General features: G+C 59.8%; 13 protein-coding genes. 11 read left to right on the forward strand and 2 right to left on the reverse strand.

Going from position 1 to position 17,585, the window contains the following annotated elements; genetic code table 11:
- Positions 1–6: 6 nt before the first annotated feature.
- Both G6L01_RS11320 and glpK read right to left on the reverse strand, forming a co-directional pair.
- Positions 7–1,065, reverse strand: a complete 1,059-nt coding sequence (locus G6L01_RS11320; protein ID WP_070166480.1) for an LLM class flavin-dependent oxidoreductase — start codon at positions 1,063–1,065, stop codon at positions 7–9.
- A 310-nt stretch (positions 1,066–1,375) separates the two neighbouring features.
- The gene (glpK, locus tag G6L01_RS11325) at positions 1,376–2,869 is read right to left on the reverse strand and encodes a glycerol kinase GlpK (RefSeq protein WP_070166481.1); all 1,494 of its coding nucleotides are present in this window, start codon (positions 2,867–2,869) and stop codon (positions 1,376–1,378) included.
- A 267-nt stretch (positions 2,870–3,136) separates the two neighbouring features.
- Here glpK and G6L01_RS11330 point away from each other — a divergent pair, with 267 nt between their 5' ends.
- The 11 genes from G6L01_RS11330 (at position 3,137) to G6L01_RS11380 (ending at position 17,561) form a co-directional block, all read left to right on the forward strand.
- The gene (locus G6L01_RS11330; RefSeq protein WP_070166482.1) at positions 3,137–3,907 is read left to right on the forward strand and encodes a 3-hydroxybutyrate dehydrogenase; all 771 of its coding nucleotides are present in this window, start codon (positions 3,137–3,139) and stop codon (positions 3,905–3,907) included.
- A 30-nt stretch (positions 3,908–3,937) separates the two neighbouring features.
- Positions 3,938–5,410 (forward strand): xanthine dehydrogenase small subunit, encoded by a 1,473-nt coding sequence (gene xdhA / locus G6L01_RS11335; protein ID WP_070166483.1) that lies wholly within the window; start codon positions 3,938–3,940, stop codon positions 5,408–5,410.
- A gap of 327 nt (positions 5,411–5,737) precedes the next feature.
- Positions 5,738–8,083, forward strand: a complete 2,346-nt coding sequence (gene xdhB, locus G6L01_RS11340) for a xanthine dehydrogenase molybdopterin binding subunit (protein ID WP_174089248.1) — start codon at positions 5,738–5,740, stop codon at positions 8,081–8,083.
- Positions 8,080–8,883, forward strand: a complete 804-nt coding sequence (gene xdhC / locus G6L01_RS11345) for a xanthine dehydrogenase accessory protein XdhC (protein WP_081344162.1) — start codon at positions 8,080–8,082, stop codon at positions 8,881–8,883. Before xdhB ends, xdhC begins: the two co-directional genes overlap by 4 nt.
- 64 nt (positions 8,884–8,947) lie before the next feature.
- Positions 8,948–10,684 carry a tetratricopeptide repeat-containing sulfotransferase family protein gene (locus G6L01_RS11350; RefSeq protein WP_070166485.1) on the forward strand — a complete coding sequence of 579 codons (1,737 nt, stop codon included), beginning with the start codon at positions 8,948–8,950 and terminating at the stop codon, positions 10,682–10,684.
- A 344-nt stretch (positions 10,685–11,028) separates the two neighbouring features.
- On the forward strand, positions 11,029–11,946 hold the full coding sequence (locus G6L01_RS11355) for a LysR substrate-binding domain-containing protein (RefSeq protein WP_070166486.1): 918 nt from the start codon (positions 11,029–11,031) through the stop codon (positions 11,944–11,946).
- 124 nt (positions 11,947–12,070) lie between these two features.
- Entirely contained in the window at positions 12,071–13,303 is a 1,233-nt protein-coding gene (puuD, locus tag G6L01_RS11360) for a urate hydroxylase PuuD (RefSeq protein WP_070166487.1), read from the forward strand.
- Complete coding sequence (guaD, locus tag G6L01_RS11365; RefSeq protein ID WP_070166488.1) at positions 13,303–14,610, forward strand: guanine deaminase; 1,308 nt, start codon at positions 13,303–13,305, stop codon at positions 14,608–14,610. Before puuD ends, guaD begins: the two co-directional genes overlap by 1 nt.
- A gap of 128 nt (positions 14,611–14,738) precedes the next feature.
- Positions 14,739–15,758 (forward strand): ABC transporter substrate-binding protein, encoded by a 1,020-nt coding sequence (locus G6L01_RS11370; RefSeq protein ID WP_070166489.1) that lies wholly within the window; start codon positions 14,739–14,741, stop codon positions 15,756–15,758.
- Positions 15,759–15,850: 92 nt separating this feature from the next.
- Complete coding sequence (locus tag G6L01_RS11375; RefSeq protein ID WP_015916803.1) at positions 15,851–16,669, forward strand: ABC transporter ATP-binding protein; 819 nt, start codon at positions 15,851–15,853, stop codon at positions 16,667–16,669.
- A 13-nt stretch (positions 16,670–16,682) separates the two neighbouring features.
- On the forward strand, positions 16,683–17,561 hold the full coding sequence (locus G6L01_RS11380) for an ABC transporter permease (RefSeq protein ID WP_070166490.1): 879 nt from the start codon (positions 16,683–16,685) through the stop codon (positions 17,559–17,561).
- Positions 17,562–17,585: the final 24 nt, after the last annotated feature.

A 17,585-nucleotide genomic window follows, 5' to 3' on the forward strand; every position in this document is an offset into this window, starting at 1 on the left:
CGCTGCTTACGCCCCCGCCCCGACCTGCGTCAAGTCAGCAGCAAGAGCCTTGCGCACCAATGGCGCAACCTTGGTGCCGTAAAGCTCGATGCCGCGCATGATATCCTTGTGCGGCATCGGGCCGATGGCCATTTGCAGCAGGAAACGGTCGTTTTTAAACAGGGCGTGATGGGCGACGATCTTTTCGGCCACCGCTTCAGGATCACCCACGAACAGCGCCCCATGCGGGCCGCGCATCGCGTCATACTGGGCACGATTGCCCGGCCCCCAGCCGCGCTCGCGGCCAATCCGGTCCATCACTTCGGCCTGCGGTGCGTAGAAAATGTCAGCCGCCGATTGGGTCGTGTCGTGGATGAAACCGTGCACATTGATCGAAGTTTTCAAGGCGGATGGATCGACCCCGGCCTTCGCCCCGCTCTGCCGGTAAAGATCGACCAGCGGTGCAAACCGGCGCGGTTCGCCGCCGATGATGGCAATGGCCAGCGGCAGGCCGAGATAGCCGGCCCGGGCCACCGATTGCGGCGTGCCACCCACGGCGATCCACAGCGGCAGCGGGTCCTGCAAGGGGCGCGGATAGACGCCACGACCTTGGATCGGCTTACGGGTCTCGCCTTCCCAGGTGACGATCTCGTTGTCGCGGATCTCCATCAGCAATTGCAGCTTTTCGGCAAACAAAAGATCATAATCATCAAGATCATAGCCGAACAACGGAAAGCTTTCGATGAAGGAGCCGCGCCCAGCCATCATCTCCACACGCCCGTTCGACAGCAGATCGACGGTGGCAAATTGCTGGAACACCCGCACCGGATCATCGGAACTGAGCACCGATACCGCGCTGGTTAGGCGAATATTTTTGGTCTGCACCGCCGCCGCCGCCAGAATGGTGGCGGGCGAAGACGCCATGTAGTCGGGACGGTGATGTTCGCCAAGACCGAAGACATCCAGCCCCACCTCGTCCGCCAGCCGGATTTCCTCCAGCAGATCATCCACCCGACGCTTGGCCTCCAGCCCCTTGTTGGGTGCCGTGGGGTCCACATCCGCGAAGGTGTAAAGGCCAAGTTCCATGGGTCGCATCCTCAGTTGTTCGCTACAGCGCCGTGCGCCCTATATGGCGCACAAAGGTTCGCTGTAGCTCCTTATATCTGCTGCATAATTTTCTTTTTAAACCGATTCCGGTTTAAAAAATTATGCAGTAGGCAGGTAAGTGCAAATGAGCCGCTTGGCAAACCCTGGGATGAGAACGCAGCGTTCAATGAATGGGAGTTTGAAGCAAGATCAAGCCTCGGAGCAGGCCAAAGCTTCAATAATTATTTATAAATATCAATGGTTTTCCATAGGCTTTTGATTCATTGCGGAATAAACCTGAATCATTTTCTCAACCCGCCGACAGTGTCCGTCTGACTGCATCCCGCCAGCCTCTGAGCTTTTCCGTGCGGGTCTCGGCATCCATGACCGGCTCAAACCGATGGTCGCGCGCCCAGGCGCGAGCAAACGCATCCATGCCGGGCCAAAGACCGACACGGCTGGCCGCGAGGAAGGCAGCACCAAGTGCTGTCGTCTCAATAACAGATGGGCGATCTACCGGCGCGTCCAGCAGATCGGCCAGCCGCTGCATCGTCCAGTCGGAGGCTGCCATGCCGCCATCGACGCGCAGCACCATGTCGTCCTCGCCGTTCTGCCAGTCCTTGTGCATGGCATCCAGCAAGTCGCGGGTCTGGTAGCAGACGGCTTCCAGCGCGGCGCGGGCCAGTTCTGCCGGTCCGGTATTGCGGGTCAGGCCGAACAGCGCGCCACGTGCATCCGGGTCCCACCAGGGCGCGCCAAGACCTGTGAAGGCTGGCACCAGATAGACCGGCTGGCCGGGATCGGCTTCAGCCGCCAGCCGCCCGGTTTCCGCCGCATCGCCAATCACCTTCAATCCATCACGCAGCCATTGCACGGCGGCACCGGCAATGAAGATCGAGCCTTCCAGCGCATAGGTGGTCTTGCCGTCCATCCGGTAGGCGATGGTGGTCAGCAACCGGCTTTTCGAAACCACCCGGTCCGCGCCGGTATTGAGCAGCGCGAAACAGCCGGTGCCATAGGTGGATTTGACCATGCCCGGAGCAAAGCAGGCCTGTCCGATGGTGGCCGCCTGCTGGTCGCCCGCCACACCAAGGATCGGCACCGCCGCGCCGAACACGGCCTTGTCGGTCACACCGAAATCGGCGGCGCAATCCTTCACCTCTGGCAGCATGGCGGCGGGGATGTTCAATAGCGCCAACAATTCCTCGTCCCAGCCATGCTCGGCAATGTTGAAGATCAGCGTGCGCGAGGCATTGGTGGCATCGGTGACGAAGCTTTTGCCGCCTGTCAGCCGCCAGATCAAATAGGTATCGACGGTGCCGAAGCACAGGCCGCCTTGCTCTGCCCTGGCACGGGCGCCCTCGACATGGTCGAGCAGCCAGGACAGTTTGGTGCCGGAGAAATACGGGTCCAGCAGCAGGCCGGTCTTGGTGGTAAACGTTGCCTCCAGCCCATCGCGCTTCAGCGTTTCGCAAAACGCCGATGTGCGGCGATCCTGCCAGACGATGGCGTTGTGGATCGGCTTGCCGGTATCCTTGTCCCAGACCACGACGGTTTCGCGCTGGTTGGTAATACCGATGGCGGCGAGATCACCTGCCGTGATCCGGGCGCGGGCCAGCGCATCGTGGATGGAGCTGACGACACTGTCCCAGATCGCTTCCGGGTCATGCTCCACCCAACCCGATTGCGGGAAGATCTGCGGAAATTCCTTTTGGCCGGTCCCAACGATGCGCATCGCCCCATCAAACACGATGGCACGGCTCGACGTCGTTCCCTGGTCAATCGCCAGCACAAAACCGCCCATGATACTCCTCCCAGAGTTTTCGCTTTCTTTCGCTTATATCAAGATACGAAAGTTTTATGCCAAGTCAAAACCGAAAATGAAAAACAAACGAAGGCGCAAGGACTGTGTTTCCTCATCCCCATCTGTTGTTGGGTTTCATCGCTATGTGATGACACAGGGCAATTGCATAGAACAGGGGTTTGGGCATAGGTTTAACCTTGCTGCGGCGCAACCGACCGCTTCGCTATACGGCCAAACCAGAAAAATCATCGCACAGGGAGTTACGCCATGACCAGGACTGTCGTTATTACCGGTTCCACCAGCGGCATCGGGCTTGGCATTGCCCGCGCCTTTGCGGCAGAAGGCGCCAATGTGCTGATCAACGGTTTCGGCCCGCTCGGTGAAATCGAGTCGATCCGCAAGGAGTTGGAAGCGGGCGGCGGCAAGGCGCTTTACCATCCCGCCGATATGACCAAGCCCAAGGAAATCGCCGAACTGGTGGAAACCGCCATCGCCGAATTCGGTGGTATCGATGTTCTCGTCAACAATGCGGGCATTCAGCACGTCGCCCCCGTCGAGGAGTTTCCCATTGAAAAATGGGACCAGATCATCGCCATCAACATGTCCAGCGCCTTCCACACCATGCGCGCCGCCATTCCGGCAATGAAGGCGCAAAAATACGGGCGGATCATCAATATCGCCTCGGCCCATGGCCTGGTCGCCTCGCCGTTCAAATCCGCCTATGTCACCGCCAAACACGGCATTCTCGGCATGACCAAGTCGGTGGCGCTGGAAGTGGCGCAAAGCGGCATTACGGTCAACGCCATCTGCCCCGGCTATGTGCTGACGCCACTGGTGGAAAAGCAGATCCCCGACACAGCCAAGGCGCGCGGCATTGCCGAGAGCGAGGTCAAGGATGTGATGCTGCATCTCCAGGCCACCAAGGAATTCGTCACCGTCGAGGACATTGCCGCCATGACACTGTATCTTGCCAGCGATGCGGCAAAACAAGTCACCGGCACCAGCCTGTCCATCGACGGCGGCTGGACGGCGCAGTAAACTTTCCACCGCATCGCTCAAAGGGCCATCATGACCAACCGCATCCGCTTTCTGCTCAACGACCAGCCCGTGACGCTTGATAGCGCCGACCCGACCGGCACCCTGCTGGACTATCTGCGTCTGGCAAAGCGGCTGACCGGGAGCAAGGAAGGCTGTGCGGAAGGCGATTGCGGGGCCTGTACGGTATTGGTCGGGCGGCTGGTGAAGGGCGTGCTGCGCTATGAGGCGGTCAATGCCTGCATCCGCTTCATCGGCTCGCTCAACGCCAGCCATGTGGTCACGGTCGAGCATCTGGCCGCCAAGGATGGCACTTTGCATCCGGTGCAGCAGGCCATGGTGGATTGCCATGGCTCGCAATGCGGTTTCTGCACCCCCGGCTTCGTCATGTCGCTCTACGGCCTGTGGCTAGAAAGCGAAGCGCCTAGCCGGGCCGAAATCGAGCGGGCCTTGCAAGGCAATCTCTGTCGTTGCACCGGCTATGAGCCCATCGTCAAAGCCGCCGAACAGATGGGCCAGACAAAGCCGTCGGCGCTGTTCGATCCGCTGGCACGGGAACGGGAGCAGATCATCGCCACGCTGGAGGCCATGACCAGCACCGATACCATCGCCCTGCAAGGCGATGATGGCCGCAGCCTGATCGTCCCCAACAGCGTCGAGGCGCTGGCCAATGTGCTGGCGGCCCACCCCAAGGCGACGATTGTTGCAGGCGCAACCGATGTCGGTCTGTGGGTAACGAAGCAGATGCGGACGTTAAGCCCCGTGGTGTTCATCAACCATCTGGAAGCGTTGCAGGCCATCACCATCGATGACACCGGCATAACCCTTGGTGCCGGGGTCAACTACAGCGCCGCCTTCGACTGTCTTCGGGCAGAAATCCCCGCCTTTGGCCGGTTGATCGAGCGGATCGGCGGCCAGCAGGTGCGCAATATGGGCACGATTGGCGGCAATATCGCCAATGGTTCGCCGATTGGCGATACGCCTCCGGCGCTGATCGCGCTTGGCGCGACGGTGACGCTGCGCTCGGCTTCGGGAACGCGAACCTTGCTGCTGGAAGATTTCTTCATTGAGTATGGCCGCCAAGATCGGCAGTCGGGCGAATTTGTCGAGCGTATTTTTCTGCCCCGCCCCAAGGCCGAAAGCGACTTTGCAATCTACAAGATCTCCAAGCGCCGCGATGAGGATATCTCGGCGCTTTGCGGGGCCTTTTATCTGGAGAAGGATGCCCAAGCCCGCGTCACCACCCTGCGCATCGCCTTTGGCGGCATGGCTGGAACGCCGAAACGGGCGCGGGCGGTGGAAGTGGCTCTGATGGGGAAAGTCTGGAACCAAGAGAGTATCGATGCCGCACGCGCCGCTTTCGATGCCGACTATCAGCCGCTCTCTGACTGGCGGGCCAGCGCCGATTACCGGCAATTGACGGCGAAAAATCTGCTGACACGGTTCTTTCTGGAAACATCTGGCGAGAGACAAGAACTGGAACGCTTTGCGATGGAGAGCGTTTGATGGAGCATAGTGAACGACAAATGAGCTCTGCATGCGGGTTTACCCCCCTCTGTCCTGCCGGACATCTCCCCCTCAAGGGGGGAGATCAGCAAGACAGTATGACTGCGCAAGAACTGCAATGCTATTCTCAGCCTTTGACGATATTTTTGGAAGCGACCAAAGCGGTACCATCCCTGATCTCCCCCCTTGAGGGGGAGATGCCTGGCAAGGCAGAGGGGGGTAAACCGCACAGAAAAACGTTTGTTTTTGGTATCTCAGCGGTGGGGAATGGTTCAGGTAGAGGTCCTTCAACAGAGATTTCAAACAGAGCAATCAGGAACCAACCCCATGGATAAGGCCCTTTTCACCACCGCCGCCACAATCCAGGGTCCGATGCATCAATCGCTGCGCCATGATTCAGCGCATAAACATGTGGCCGGAAGTGCTGAATATATCGACGATATTCCAGAACCCGCCGGGCTGTTGCACGGCGCGCTCGGCATGGCGGATCGCGCCCATGCCGACATTCTCTCCATCGATTTGTCCGATGTTCAGGCCTATCCCGGCGTCGTCGCGGTGCTGATGGCCAGCGACATTCCCGGCACCAACGACGTCTCCTCCGGTGGGCGGCATGATGAACCGTTGATCGCCACCGACCGGGTCGAGTTTCACGGCCAGACCGTTTTTGCTGTGATTGCCGAGACCCGCGACGCGGCCCGCAAGGCGGCAAGGCTTGCCAAAATCGAATACCGCGACCTGCCCTTCTGGACCGATATCGATGCCGCACTGGAAAACGGCGCGCCGCTTGTCACCCCGGGCATGGTGCTGAAGCGCGGCACGCCGGAAAGCGAGCTGGACAAGGCCGAGCACCGGATGCAAGGTTCGATGCGGATCGGCGGACAGGAGCATTTCTATCTGGAAAGCCATATCGCGCTGGCCATTCCCGGCGAAGACGATGATGTCACCGTCTGGTCATCGACCCAGCATCCATCGGAAATCCAGCATATCGTCGGCCATGTGCTGGATATTTCCTCGCATGCGATCACCGTCAATGTGCGGCGCATGGGCGGCGGCTTCGGTGGCAAGGAAACCCAGGGCAATCAATTTGCGGCGCTCGCGGCCTTGGCCGCCAAGAAGCTCAACCGGGCTGTGAAGTTTCGCCCCGACCGCGACGAAGACATGAGCGTTACCGGCAAACGCCATGATTTTAAAATGGATTTCGACGTTGCCTTCGATGGCGATGGCCGTATCCACGCCATAGAGGCAAACTTCGCCGCCCGCTGCGGCTATTCCTCTGATCTTTCCGGCCCCGTCACCGACCGGGCGCTGTTTCACGCCGATAGCAGCTATTTCTACCCGCATGTGAAACTGACCTCGCAACCGCTGAAAACCCACACGGTCTCCAACACCGCCTATCGCGGCTTCGGCGGGCCGCAGGGCATGCTGGGGGCAGAACGGGTGATCGAAGAAATCGCCTACGCCCTGGGCAAAGACCCGCTTGATATCCGCAAGGCCAATTTCTACGGCGAAACCGGCTCTGGCCGCGACCTGACGCCCTATCACCAGCAGGTCACCGACAATATCATTGCCCGCGTGGTAGAGGAGCTGGAAGCCTCCTGCGATTATCAGGCACGGCGCGCGGCGATCCTCGACTTCAACAAGGTGAGCCCGGTGATCAAAAAAGGCATTGCGCTCACCCCGGTCAAGTTCGGCATTTCCTTCACCATGACCGCCTTCAATCAGGCGGGGGCGCTGGTGCATGTCTATCAGGACGGCTCCATCCATCTCAACCATGGCGGCACCGAAATGGGCCAGGGCCTTTATACCAAGGTGGCCCAGGTGATTGCCGATGGCTTCAAGGTCGATATCGACAAGGTAAAAATCACCGCCACCACGACGGGCAAGGTGCCGAATACCTCTGCCACCGCCGCCTCCTCCGGTTCGGACCTGAACGGCATGGCCGCTTATGATGCCGTGCGCCAGATCAAGGAACGACTGGTGGCGTTTGCCGCGGAAAAATGGGGCGTGTCGCAAGCCGAAGTGGTGTTCCTGCCCAACCGTGTCAGGATCGGCGGTGAAGAGATTGCTTTCCCCGAGTTCATCCGCCAGGCCTATTTTGCCCGCGTCCAGCTCTCGGCTGCCGGTTTTTACAAGACACCGAAAATCCACTGGAACCGCGAGACCGGGCGCGGCACGCCGTTCTATTATTATGCCTATGGCGCGTCCTGCACCGAGGTCTCAATCGATACGCTGACCGGCGAATATCTTATCGACCGTACAGATATTCTCCACGATGTCGGCAAATCGCTCAATCCGGCCATCGATATCGGCCAGATCGAAGGCGGGTTCGTGCAGGGCATGGGCTGGCTGACGACGGAGGAATTGTGGTGGGACGGCAAGGGACGGCTGCGCACCCACGCGCCCTCTACCTACAAGATCCCGCTGGCCTCCGACCGACCGAAAATCTTCAACGTCAAGCTCGCGGACTGGGCGGAAAATACCGAACGCACCATTGGCCGTTCCAAGGCGGTTGGCGAGCCGCCCTTCATGCTGGCCAATTCGGTGCTGGAAGCGATTTCCATGGCGGTGGCCAGCGTCGCCGATTACCAGTTCTGCCCGCGCCTCGATACGCCCGCCACGCCGGAGCGGGTATTGATGGCTGTGGAGCGGTTGAAAGAGGCACAGCGCGCGTGACCGATCTTTCCGGCGCAGTGCTTGCCGCCTTCCTCTCGCGCCATGCTGACTGTGTGGCGGTGACTGTCACTGAAGCCAAAGGCTCAACGCCCCGCGAGGCCGGTGCGCTGATGGTGGTGGCACGCCATCAGGTGCTTGGCACTATCGGCGGCGGGCAGCTGGAATATCTGGCGATTGAAAAAGCCCGCGCCATGCTGGATGCCAGCGAAGATCAGGCGGAGATGGCCGTGCCGCTTGGCCCGGCGATTGGCCAATGCTGCGGCGGCTGGGTGAAACTGACGCTCTCTCTCCTGACACCGCAGCGGCGGCAAGAGCTGCTGACCTTGGCGCAACAGGCGTGGCAGGCATTCCCCCAGGTCTTCATTTTTGGCGCTGGCCATGTTGGGCTGGCGCTGGCCGCTGCCCTGGCACCACTGCCGTTTCGCACCCGGTTGATCGATGCGCGCGACGCGATTGATGGCGCGGTGCCAACCGGCATTCCGCTCGACCGCACGGCGATGCCGGAAAGCCATGTGGCGCAAATTGCCCCCGGCGGCGGCGTTGTCATCGTCACCCATGACCATGCGCTGGATTTCCTGATTGCCCGCGAAGCCTTGGCCCGCGATGATCTCGCCTATATCGGCATGATCGGCTCTGTCACCAAACGCGCCAGTTTCGCCCATTGGCTGGAACGCGAGGGCGACAGTCCGGCAAGACTCGACCGCCTGACCCTGCCGATCGGGGCAAGCCCCATCAGGGACAAGCGCCCGCCTGTCATCGCCGCGCTGGTCGCCGCCGAATTGGTCAACCGCCTGCTATAAACCAGCCTCACGCAGGGCTGCTCTGCCATTCAGGTGCGATCATGGCAATGAAAGAACGGACACGATGAGCGCCCTGGAAAAGCTACAGGCCCAGCGCCAGAAACTGGAACCGTTGCTGGCCATGGCGCGCCAGTATAAGCCAGCCGATCTGGCCAAGCTGCCAACAGACGACCGCCGCAAGGCCGAAGATCTGCAACAGATGGCCTGCACAGCGGCGCGCAATCTGGCCGAAATTTCAATCCATCTTGATGACCATGCCGGGGCAACAGAGCTTTTGCAGGCGGCCCTATTGATCCGCGTTGAGCCTTCCACGCATAGCCGGCTTGCCGATCTGGCCCAGATCGACGGGCGCTGGCCGGACGCAATCACCCATTATCAGGCCGCGATAGCAGCGGGCGGCCCGAATGCCGCGCTCTACAGCGCCCTTGCCCATTGCTTCAAACAGGCTGGCCGCCATCTGGAAGCCAATGAGACCTACGATCTTCTCCTCAACCACGACCCCAACCATTTGGTCGCGCTGAATGACAAGAGTTTCCGCAGTCTGATCGCTGGCAATTTCACGCAGGGCCTGGCGCTGGCGGAGCGTGCCGTGAGCGCCCATCCCGGCGATCTTACCGCGCATTTCTATCTGGGCCAGGCGTTGCAGGGCGTCGGGCGGATGGATGAGGCAAAGGCGGCTTATCGCAAGGTGCTGGACCGCGATCCCACCCATGTCGATAGCTATCTGCTGCTGGGCATGTTGAGCCGCGCCCGACCGGACGATCCAGATATCGCCGCCATGCAGGCCCTGCATGCAACGCTGGCAGAGGAGCCTGCTCGGCGACTGAAACTCGGCTTTGCGCTTTACAAAGCGCTGAACGATGTCAGCCGATATGACGACGCCTTCACCTATCTCGAAGACGCCAACCGTGAACGGCGGCGCCAATTCACCTCCTATACGATCGATCAGGATCTTGATCTGATGCAGGCATTGGAAGCCCGGTTCACCGCCGCTTTCATCCGCTCAACGCAGAACAGCATGGCCAAGGCGGGATATGTCCAGCCGGAACGGCCGATCTTCGTGGTTGGCCTGCCGCGCTCCGGCACCAGCCTGACCGAGCAGATCCTTGCCAGCCACGCGGATGTCTATGGCGCCGGTGAGTTGGAAACGCTGAGCTATGCGATTACCGACGCTTTCTTTGAGGCAGACCGCCAGACATTGCGCGACCCCGACAGCCTGACGCCCAAAGCCCTGGACGAAGCCGCCCAGCGCTATATCGATCCGGTCCGCGAAAAAGCTGGAGGTGCCCGTGTCGTCGATAAGATGCCAGTCAATTTCCTCTGGGTCGGCTTTATCAAGCTGATGTTTCCTGACGCCAGGATCGTCATCATGAAGCGCGATTCACTGGCCAGCGGCTTTGCGCTTTATTCCAGCTATTTTCCCAGCGACGGCATGCAATATAGCTACGACCAGGCCGAAACCGCCCGCTATATCGCCGCCCAGCGCCAGCTCTGCGCCCATTGGCAAGCGCTGTTTCCTGATGATGTGCTGGAGCTTGGCTATGAGCAGTTGACGCTCGACCAGGAAGGTGAAACCCGCCGCCTGCTTGCCTTCTGTGACCTGCCCTGGGACGCAAACTGCCTCGACTTCCACAAGGCCGACAGGGCGGTGATGACGCTGAGCAGCGCCCAGGTCCGCCAGGGGCTCTACAGCGGCGTCGATAAAAAGACCGCCCATTACCGTCATCGGCTAGGGCCGATGATTGCGGGGTTGACGCTGGCAGGATTGCTCAACGAAGAACGCCTTGCAGCACATGCCTGAGCCTGCTGGCGGGCGACCAGACGGCATCGGCGACCTGTTCAGGCAGCCTATCATCAAGACCGACATCCTGCCTCAGATCCTCTGGTAGATCCTGACATCGATAACGGTTTTTCCGGCCAGAAAGGCCGATAATCACCTTGCTAAAAAGCCTCGCAACAAGGCACGACAATGCGTTCGCAGAGGGCATAATGCTCCGCACTCCCCAAAATCTATTGATGTGTAAGACCGGGTCGGCAGAGGCGTGAATTCACCACCGGTGCCCGTTTTGATATGAGGATATTGGCGGCAATTGCCTCAACAATCCAATCGGATTACTATGCTCATCCATAAAGAGAGCTTATCCGATGAAATTGTCGAAACAGTTCCCCGTCAATGCCCTGCGGGTGTTCGAGGCCGTCGCCCGCCACAATGGTTTTACCCGTGCCGCTGAAGAGCTTGGCATGACCCAGACGGCGGTGAGCTACCAGATCAAGCTGCTGGAGGACAATCTCGGCACGCTGCTATTCCTACGAACGTCAAGACAGATCAGCCTGACCGAGGCCGGAGAACGGCTGCTGCCGAAGACGCGGGAAGGCTTCGAGTTGCTGCGCGAGGCCGTGGCGCTGGCACGGCATGAGGCGAGCGAGGTTCTGGAAATTCACTCCACACCGACCTTCGCCTCCCACTGGCTGGCGCGCCATCTCGGCAGTTTCCAACTCCAGCATCCTGGTATTGCCGTGCGCCTGCTGCGAAACGATGGGAAGCCGCGGAATTTTGTCCGCGAGAGCGGTGATGTCGGCATTCACATCGGCAAGGAGGCGGTACCCGGATTGATCTGCCATCCGATATTAAAGCTCAGCTACGCCCCCATGCTCAGTCCGGCACTGGCCGCCAGCATTGGCGGTGTGCGTAAACCGGCAGATCTCCTCAAACTGCCTCGAATGAGCAGTGACATGACCTGGTGGGCAGACTGGTTTCGTGCCGCAGGCGTTGTTTCTCCCCTCCCGAGGTCAACAGGCCTGGACGCTCAGGGCGCACTCGACCTTCAGGCTGGTGCGGCAATTGCTGGCCACGCCATGGCCTTTCTCAGCCCCTTTTATGTCAGCGACGATCTGACGGCGGGCCGTCTGATCCAGCCCTTCGACCTGCTGCTGGGTGATGACGAGATCTATTGGCTGGTTTACCCGCCATCGCGCCGGACCATGCCGAAGGTCAAGGCCTTTCACCAATGGCTGATTGCAAGCCTGCCACCACTAGAACTGAACGGCGTCCATACGTCTTGATCCTCGCCCGATCTGCCTAAAACATACGCATGCACATATTTTTGCGCATCTGCGAAAATGTGCCCTTCCCTTGGCCGCCAGTATTTTGCAATGTCACTGGTCGGGAGAGTCAAAGAGGTCAACCATGTATGAATTCGCCATCGCCTGGGAATGGCTGGCTTTTGCGGTCCGCTGGCTGCATGTCGTCACCGCCATCGCCTGGATCGGCTCTTCCTTCTATTTCATCGCGCTGGATCTGGGTCTCGTCAAACGCCCCGGCATGCCGGAGGGCGTCTATGGCGAGGAATGGCAGGTGCATGGCGGCGGGTTTTACCACGTGCAGAAATATCTGGTGGCGCCCGCCTCGATGCCGCAGCATCTGACCTGGTTCAAATGGGAAAGCTATGCCACTTGGCTCTCCGGTTTTGCCATGCTCTGCGTGGTCTATTATGGCGGGGCCGATCTGTTTCTAATCGACCGCAGCGTGCTCGACCTCAGCCAACCGCAGGCCATCGGCCTGTCGATGGCTTCGCTTGCCATTGGCTGGATCTGTTATGACCTGTTGTGCAAATCCCCGATCGGCAAGAATACCTGGGGTCTGATGATCCTGCTCTATATCTTGCTGGTCGCAATGGCCTGGGGCTATACACAGGTGTTTACCGGACGTGCCGCCTTCCTGCATCTGGGCGCGTTTACCGCGACGATCATGACCGCAAATGTGTTCTTCATCATCATGCCAAACCAGCGCGTCGTGGTGGCCGATCTGATTGCCGGGCGTAAACCCGATCCGAAATACGGCATGATCGCCAAGCAACGCTCGCTGCACAACAACTACCTGACGCTGCCAGTCGTGTTTTTCATGCTGTCCAACCATTATCCGCTGGCCTTCGCCACCGCCTATAATTGGATTATCGCAGCTCTCGTCTTCCTGATGGGCGTTACCATTCGCCACTGGTTCAACACCACCCATGCCCGCAAAGGCCGCCCGATCTGGACCTGGATGCTGACCACGGTGATCTTCATTATCATCATGTGGCTTTCCACCGTGCAGAAACCAGGTTCAGGCGAGCATGCCGCACTGTCGCCCATGCAACAGCAGTTCATGGCGGACGCGCATTTTGGCACGGCCCGCGATATTATCCAGGCGCGCTGTTCCATGTGCCATGCGGCGGAACCGGTCTGGGACGGGCTGACATTTGCGCCCAAGAACGTCAAATTCGAAACCGATGCCGAGATTGCGGCGCATGCCCGGGAGATCTATATCCAGGCCGGACGAAGCCACGCCATGCCGCCCGGCAATGTTTCGGAGGTCACGCCTCAGGAACGCGCCCTGCTGGTCGCCTGGTATGAAAGTGCTGTGAAAGGCAAAAGCCCGTAATGACAAAGACCCTGATCCGTGGACGCCTGCTCTCCTTCCGCAGCCAGCCCCGCGACATCACCGATACCGACAGCTATCTTTTTGAAAGCGATGGCGCCGTTCTGGTGGAAAACGGCCTGATCCTCGCCTCCGGCGCCTATGACAGTGTCAAGGCAGAGGCCGACGCCCAGACCGTGGAAATTGACCACCGCCCCCATCTGATTCTGCCCGGTTTTATCGACTGCCATGTGCATTTTCCGCAGATGCAGGTGATCGGCTCCTACGCCGCCAACCTGCTGGAATGGCTGAACACCTATACCTTCCCAGAGGAATGCCGCTTCGTTGAAACTGCGCATGCAGCGCGGATCGCCACGCATTTCTTCGACGAGTTCCTGCGCCAAGGCACGACGACGGCGGTTGCCTATTGCTCGGTGCATAAAACCTCGGCGGATGCCTTCTTTGCCGAAAGCGCCCGTCGCGGCACACGGATGATCGCCGGCAAGGTGATGATGGACCGCAATGCGCCGCAGGGCCTGCTGGACACGCCACAGAGCGGCTATGACGAGACCAAGGAATTGATTGAAAGCTGGCACGGTCGCGGGCGCAACCTCGTCGCCATCACCCCGCGCTTTGCCATCACCTCGACACCGCAGCAGATGGAGCGCACTCAGGCGCTGGCCCATGAATTCCCGGATCTGCATATCCAAACGCATCTCTCTGAGAACCGCGAGGAAATCGAGTTCACCGCCAGCCTTTACCCTGAGTCAACTGACTATACGGATATCTATGCCCGCTACGGCCTGCTCGGGCGTAAAACCCTGTTCGGTCACGCCATCCATCTCTCGGACCGTGAGGCGGACGCTCTCGCAGAGTCAGGCTCGGTCGCTGTGCATTGCCCAACGTCAAACCTCTTCCTCGGCTCCGGCCTCTTCCCGCTGAAAGCCATCCAGCGGCGGAACAAGCCGGTGCGCGTTGCCCTTGCCACCGACATCGGCGGCGGCACCAGCTATTCCATGCTGCGCACTCTGGACGAGGCCTACAAGATCCAGCAATTGCTGGGCGAACGGCTGAACCCGCTCGACAGTTTCTACCATATGACGCTGGGTAATGCTGAGGCCCTGTCACTCTCCGACAAGATCGGCACGCTCGCGTCAGGCACCGAGGCCGATCTGGTGGTGCTCAACGCCCATGCCACCCCGGCCATGGCGCTGAAAATGGAAGCTGTGACCTCGCTGACCGAAGAACTGTTCCTGATGCAGACGCTGGGCGACGACCGGGTGGTGATGGAAACCTATGTGGCGGGCGTGGCGTCGAAACCGCGGATTTAACAATCCGTTGATTTTTTCGCCTCTGAAAGCTGACTGAAAGCTAGCGCTGCTACAAACGCTCCACCATCCCGTGGAGGAGACGCGCCGGGGAGCGCGCCACGGGACTGACCCAGAGGAGGATAATATCCATGCGTTCCACACGCCAATTTTTCCGCGCCCTTTCGCTGTGTGCTGTTGCTGCCGCCAGCCTGACGGCCAGCACCGCGCTGTCGCAAGCCGCCGAAAAGATCACCATCATGGTCGGTGGTTTTGAAAAGCAGATCTATCTGCCCGCCAAGCTGACCGAGAGCCTCGGCTATTTCAAGGAAGAAGGTCTTGATGTCGAGCTGCTGAACGAAGCGGCTGGCGTCGATGCGGAAAACCAGCTTCTGGCCGGCGCTGTGCACGGCGTGGTCGGTTTCTACGACCATTGCGTCGATCTGCAAGCCAAGGGCAAATTCGTCGAATCCGTCGTACAATTCAGCCAGGCACCAGGCGAAGTCCAGCTGGTTTCGACCAAGAACCCCGAAATCAAGAGCTTTGCCGATTTCAAAGGCAAGACGCTGGGTGTGACCGGGCTTGGCTCTTCCACCAATTTCCTCACCCTCTACATGGCCTCCAAGGCAGGCTTGAAGCCGGGCGAGATCGTTACCATTCCGGTCGGCGCGGGCGGCACGTTCATTGCCGCCATGCAGCAGGCCAGCATCCAGGGCGGCATGACAACGGAGCCGACGATTTCGCGCATGGTCAAGACCGGCGAAGCCTCGATTCTCGTGGATCTGCGCACCGTGGACAAGACCCGCGAAGCGCTGGGTGGCACCTATCCGGCCGCCTCGCTCTACATGGAAACCGCCTGGGTCAAGGAACATAAGGAAGACGTGCAGAAGCTTGCCAACGCCTTCGTCAAGACGCTGAAATTCATCAACACCCATTCGGCTGCCGAAATTGCCGATAAGATGCCGAAGGATTTCTACGTTGGCGACAAGGAGGGCTATATCAAGGCTCTCGACGCTGGCAAAGGCATGTTCACCCCCGATGGCGTGATGCCGGAAGATGGCCCGCCGACGGTTCTGGCCGTGCTCTCTGAATTTTCCAAGAACGTCAAGGGCAAGAAGATCGACCTGTCCAAGACCTATACGACCGAATTCGTCAAGAACGCCAAGTTCTGATTTTCAGGGCCGCCAGTCACTTGGCCGGGCGGCCCTCCCCCTCCTTTAACGACCACACTCTGCGGGCCTGACGCTCGCCGGAAGGATGTCCCATGGCCAAAGATCAGAGCCGGACCCCGGCTATCGAACTCATTAATGTGACGCGCCGTTTCGTCTCCCCCACCGGCAAGACGCTGACCGCGCTGAAAGATTTCAACATGGCGGTGGAGCGCGGCGAATTCGTTGCCGTCGTCGGCCCGACCGGCTGCGGCAAATCCACCACGCTCAACCTTGTCACCGGCCTTGCCAAGCCCAGCGCTGGCGAAGTGCGGCTGATGGGCGGCCCGGTCAACGGTATCGACCCGCGCGTCGGCTTCGCCTTCCAGAAGGATGCGCTGTTTCCCTGGAAGAATGTCATCGACAATGTCATGGCTGGCCCGCTGTTTCGTGGCAAATCCAAAACCGAAGCAGAAAAGCTGGCGAAAGACTGGCTGGCCCGCGTCGGCCTTGGCAAGTTCCTGCATCACTATCCCCACCAGCTTTCGGGCGGCATGAGGAAGCGCGTGGCCTTGGCCCAGACCTTCATCAACGAGCCGGAAATCCTGCTGATGGACGAGCCGTTCTCGGCGCTGGACGTCCAGACCCGCACCGTGATGCATGAGGAATTGCTGAAGCTGTGGGCCGAGCGCAAGGCCTCGGTGATTTTCGTCACCCACGATCTGGAAGAAGCCGTGGCGCTGGCTGACAAGGTCTATGTGCTGACCGCCGGTCCGGCCACGGTCAAATCCGTCTACCCCATCGCGCTGCCGCGCCCGCGCGTTGTCTCCGAGATCCGTTACGAGCCGGAATTCGTCGAATATTGCAAGACGATCTGGGAAGACATGCGCCAGGAAGTGGAAACCAGCTACCGCCGCGCCAGCGAAGCCGCCTGAGGAGGATAGAATTATGGCAGACATTAGTATGCAAAGCCCGGCAACTACCTTTCGCGTTGGCACGTCCGACAAGGAAATCGAGGCAGCCGCACTGAAATCCGTCAAACGCCGCAAGCAGATCGTGCTGTTCTGGCAGCTCGCCATTCTGGTTGGCGTGCTGACGCTGTGGCAGGTGGCTTCCGATCAGACCTGGATTGACCCGTTCTTCTATGCCAGCCCCTATGCGGTGGTGGAGCGGATCTATGACTGGGCCGTCAATGGCACCACGGAAGGGTCGCTCTGGTACAATCTCGGTATCACCATGGAAGAGGCGCTGATCGGCTTCTTCTCCGGCTCGATTGCCGGTGTGGTGGTCGGCATCGGCCTTGGCCGTAACAAGCTGCTGTCCGATATTTTCTCCGTCTATATCAAGGCGATCAACTCCATTCCCCGCGTGGTTCTGGCGCCAATCTTCATCATGATCATGGGCCTCGGCCTTGCCTCCAAGGTAGCGCTGGCCTTTATCATGGTGTTCTTCGTGGTGTTCGCCAACGCCTTCCAGGGCGTGCGCGAAGCCGACCAGGACATGATCGCCAATGCCCGCATTCTCGGTGCCAATGACTGGCAGGTGACAAAAGCGGTAATTGTACCCTCGGCGATGAGCTGGATCTTCGCCAGCCTGCACGTCTCCTTCGGCTTTGCGATCATCGGCGCCATCGTCGGCGAATTCGTCGGTGCCCGCTACGGCATCGGCCAGCTGATCTCGATTGCCAAAGGCACCTTCGACGCCGCCGGCATGTTCGCCGCCATCGTCCTCGTCATGATCATCACACTCGCCGCCGAATATGTGATGACCCTGATCGAAAACCGCCTCGCCAAATGGCGCCCACAGCAGAGCCTCGACACGCATTGAGGTGCGCTGACGGAAGCAAATGCT

Source organism: Agrobacterium vitis (genome assembly GCF_013337045.2).
GTDB classification, from domain to species: Bacteria; Pseudomonadota; Alphaproteobacteria; order Rhizobiales; family Rhizobiaceae; genus Allorhizobium; species Allorhizobium vitis_B.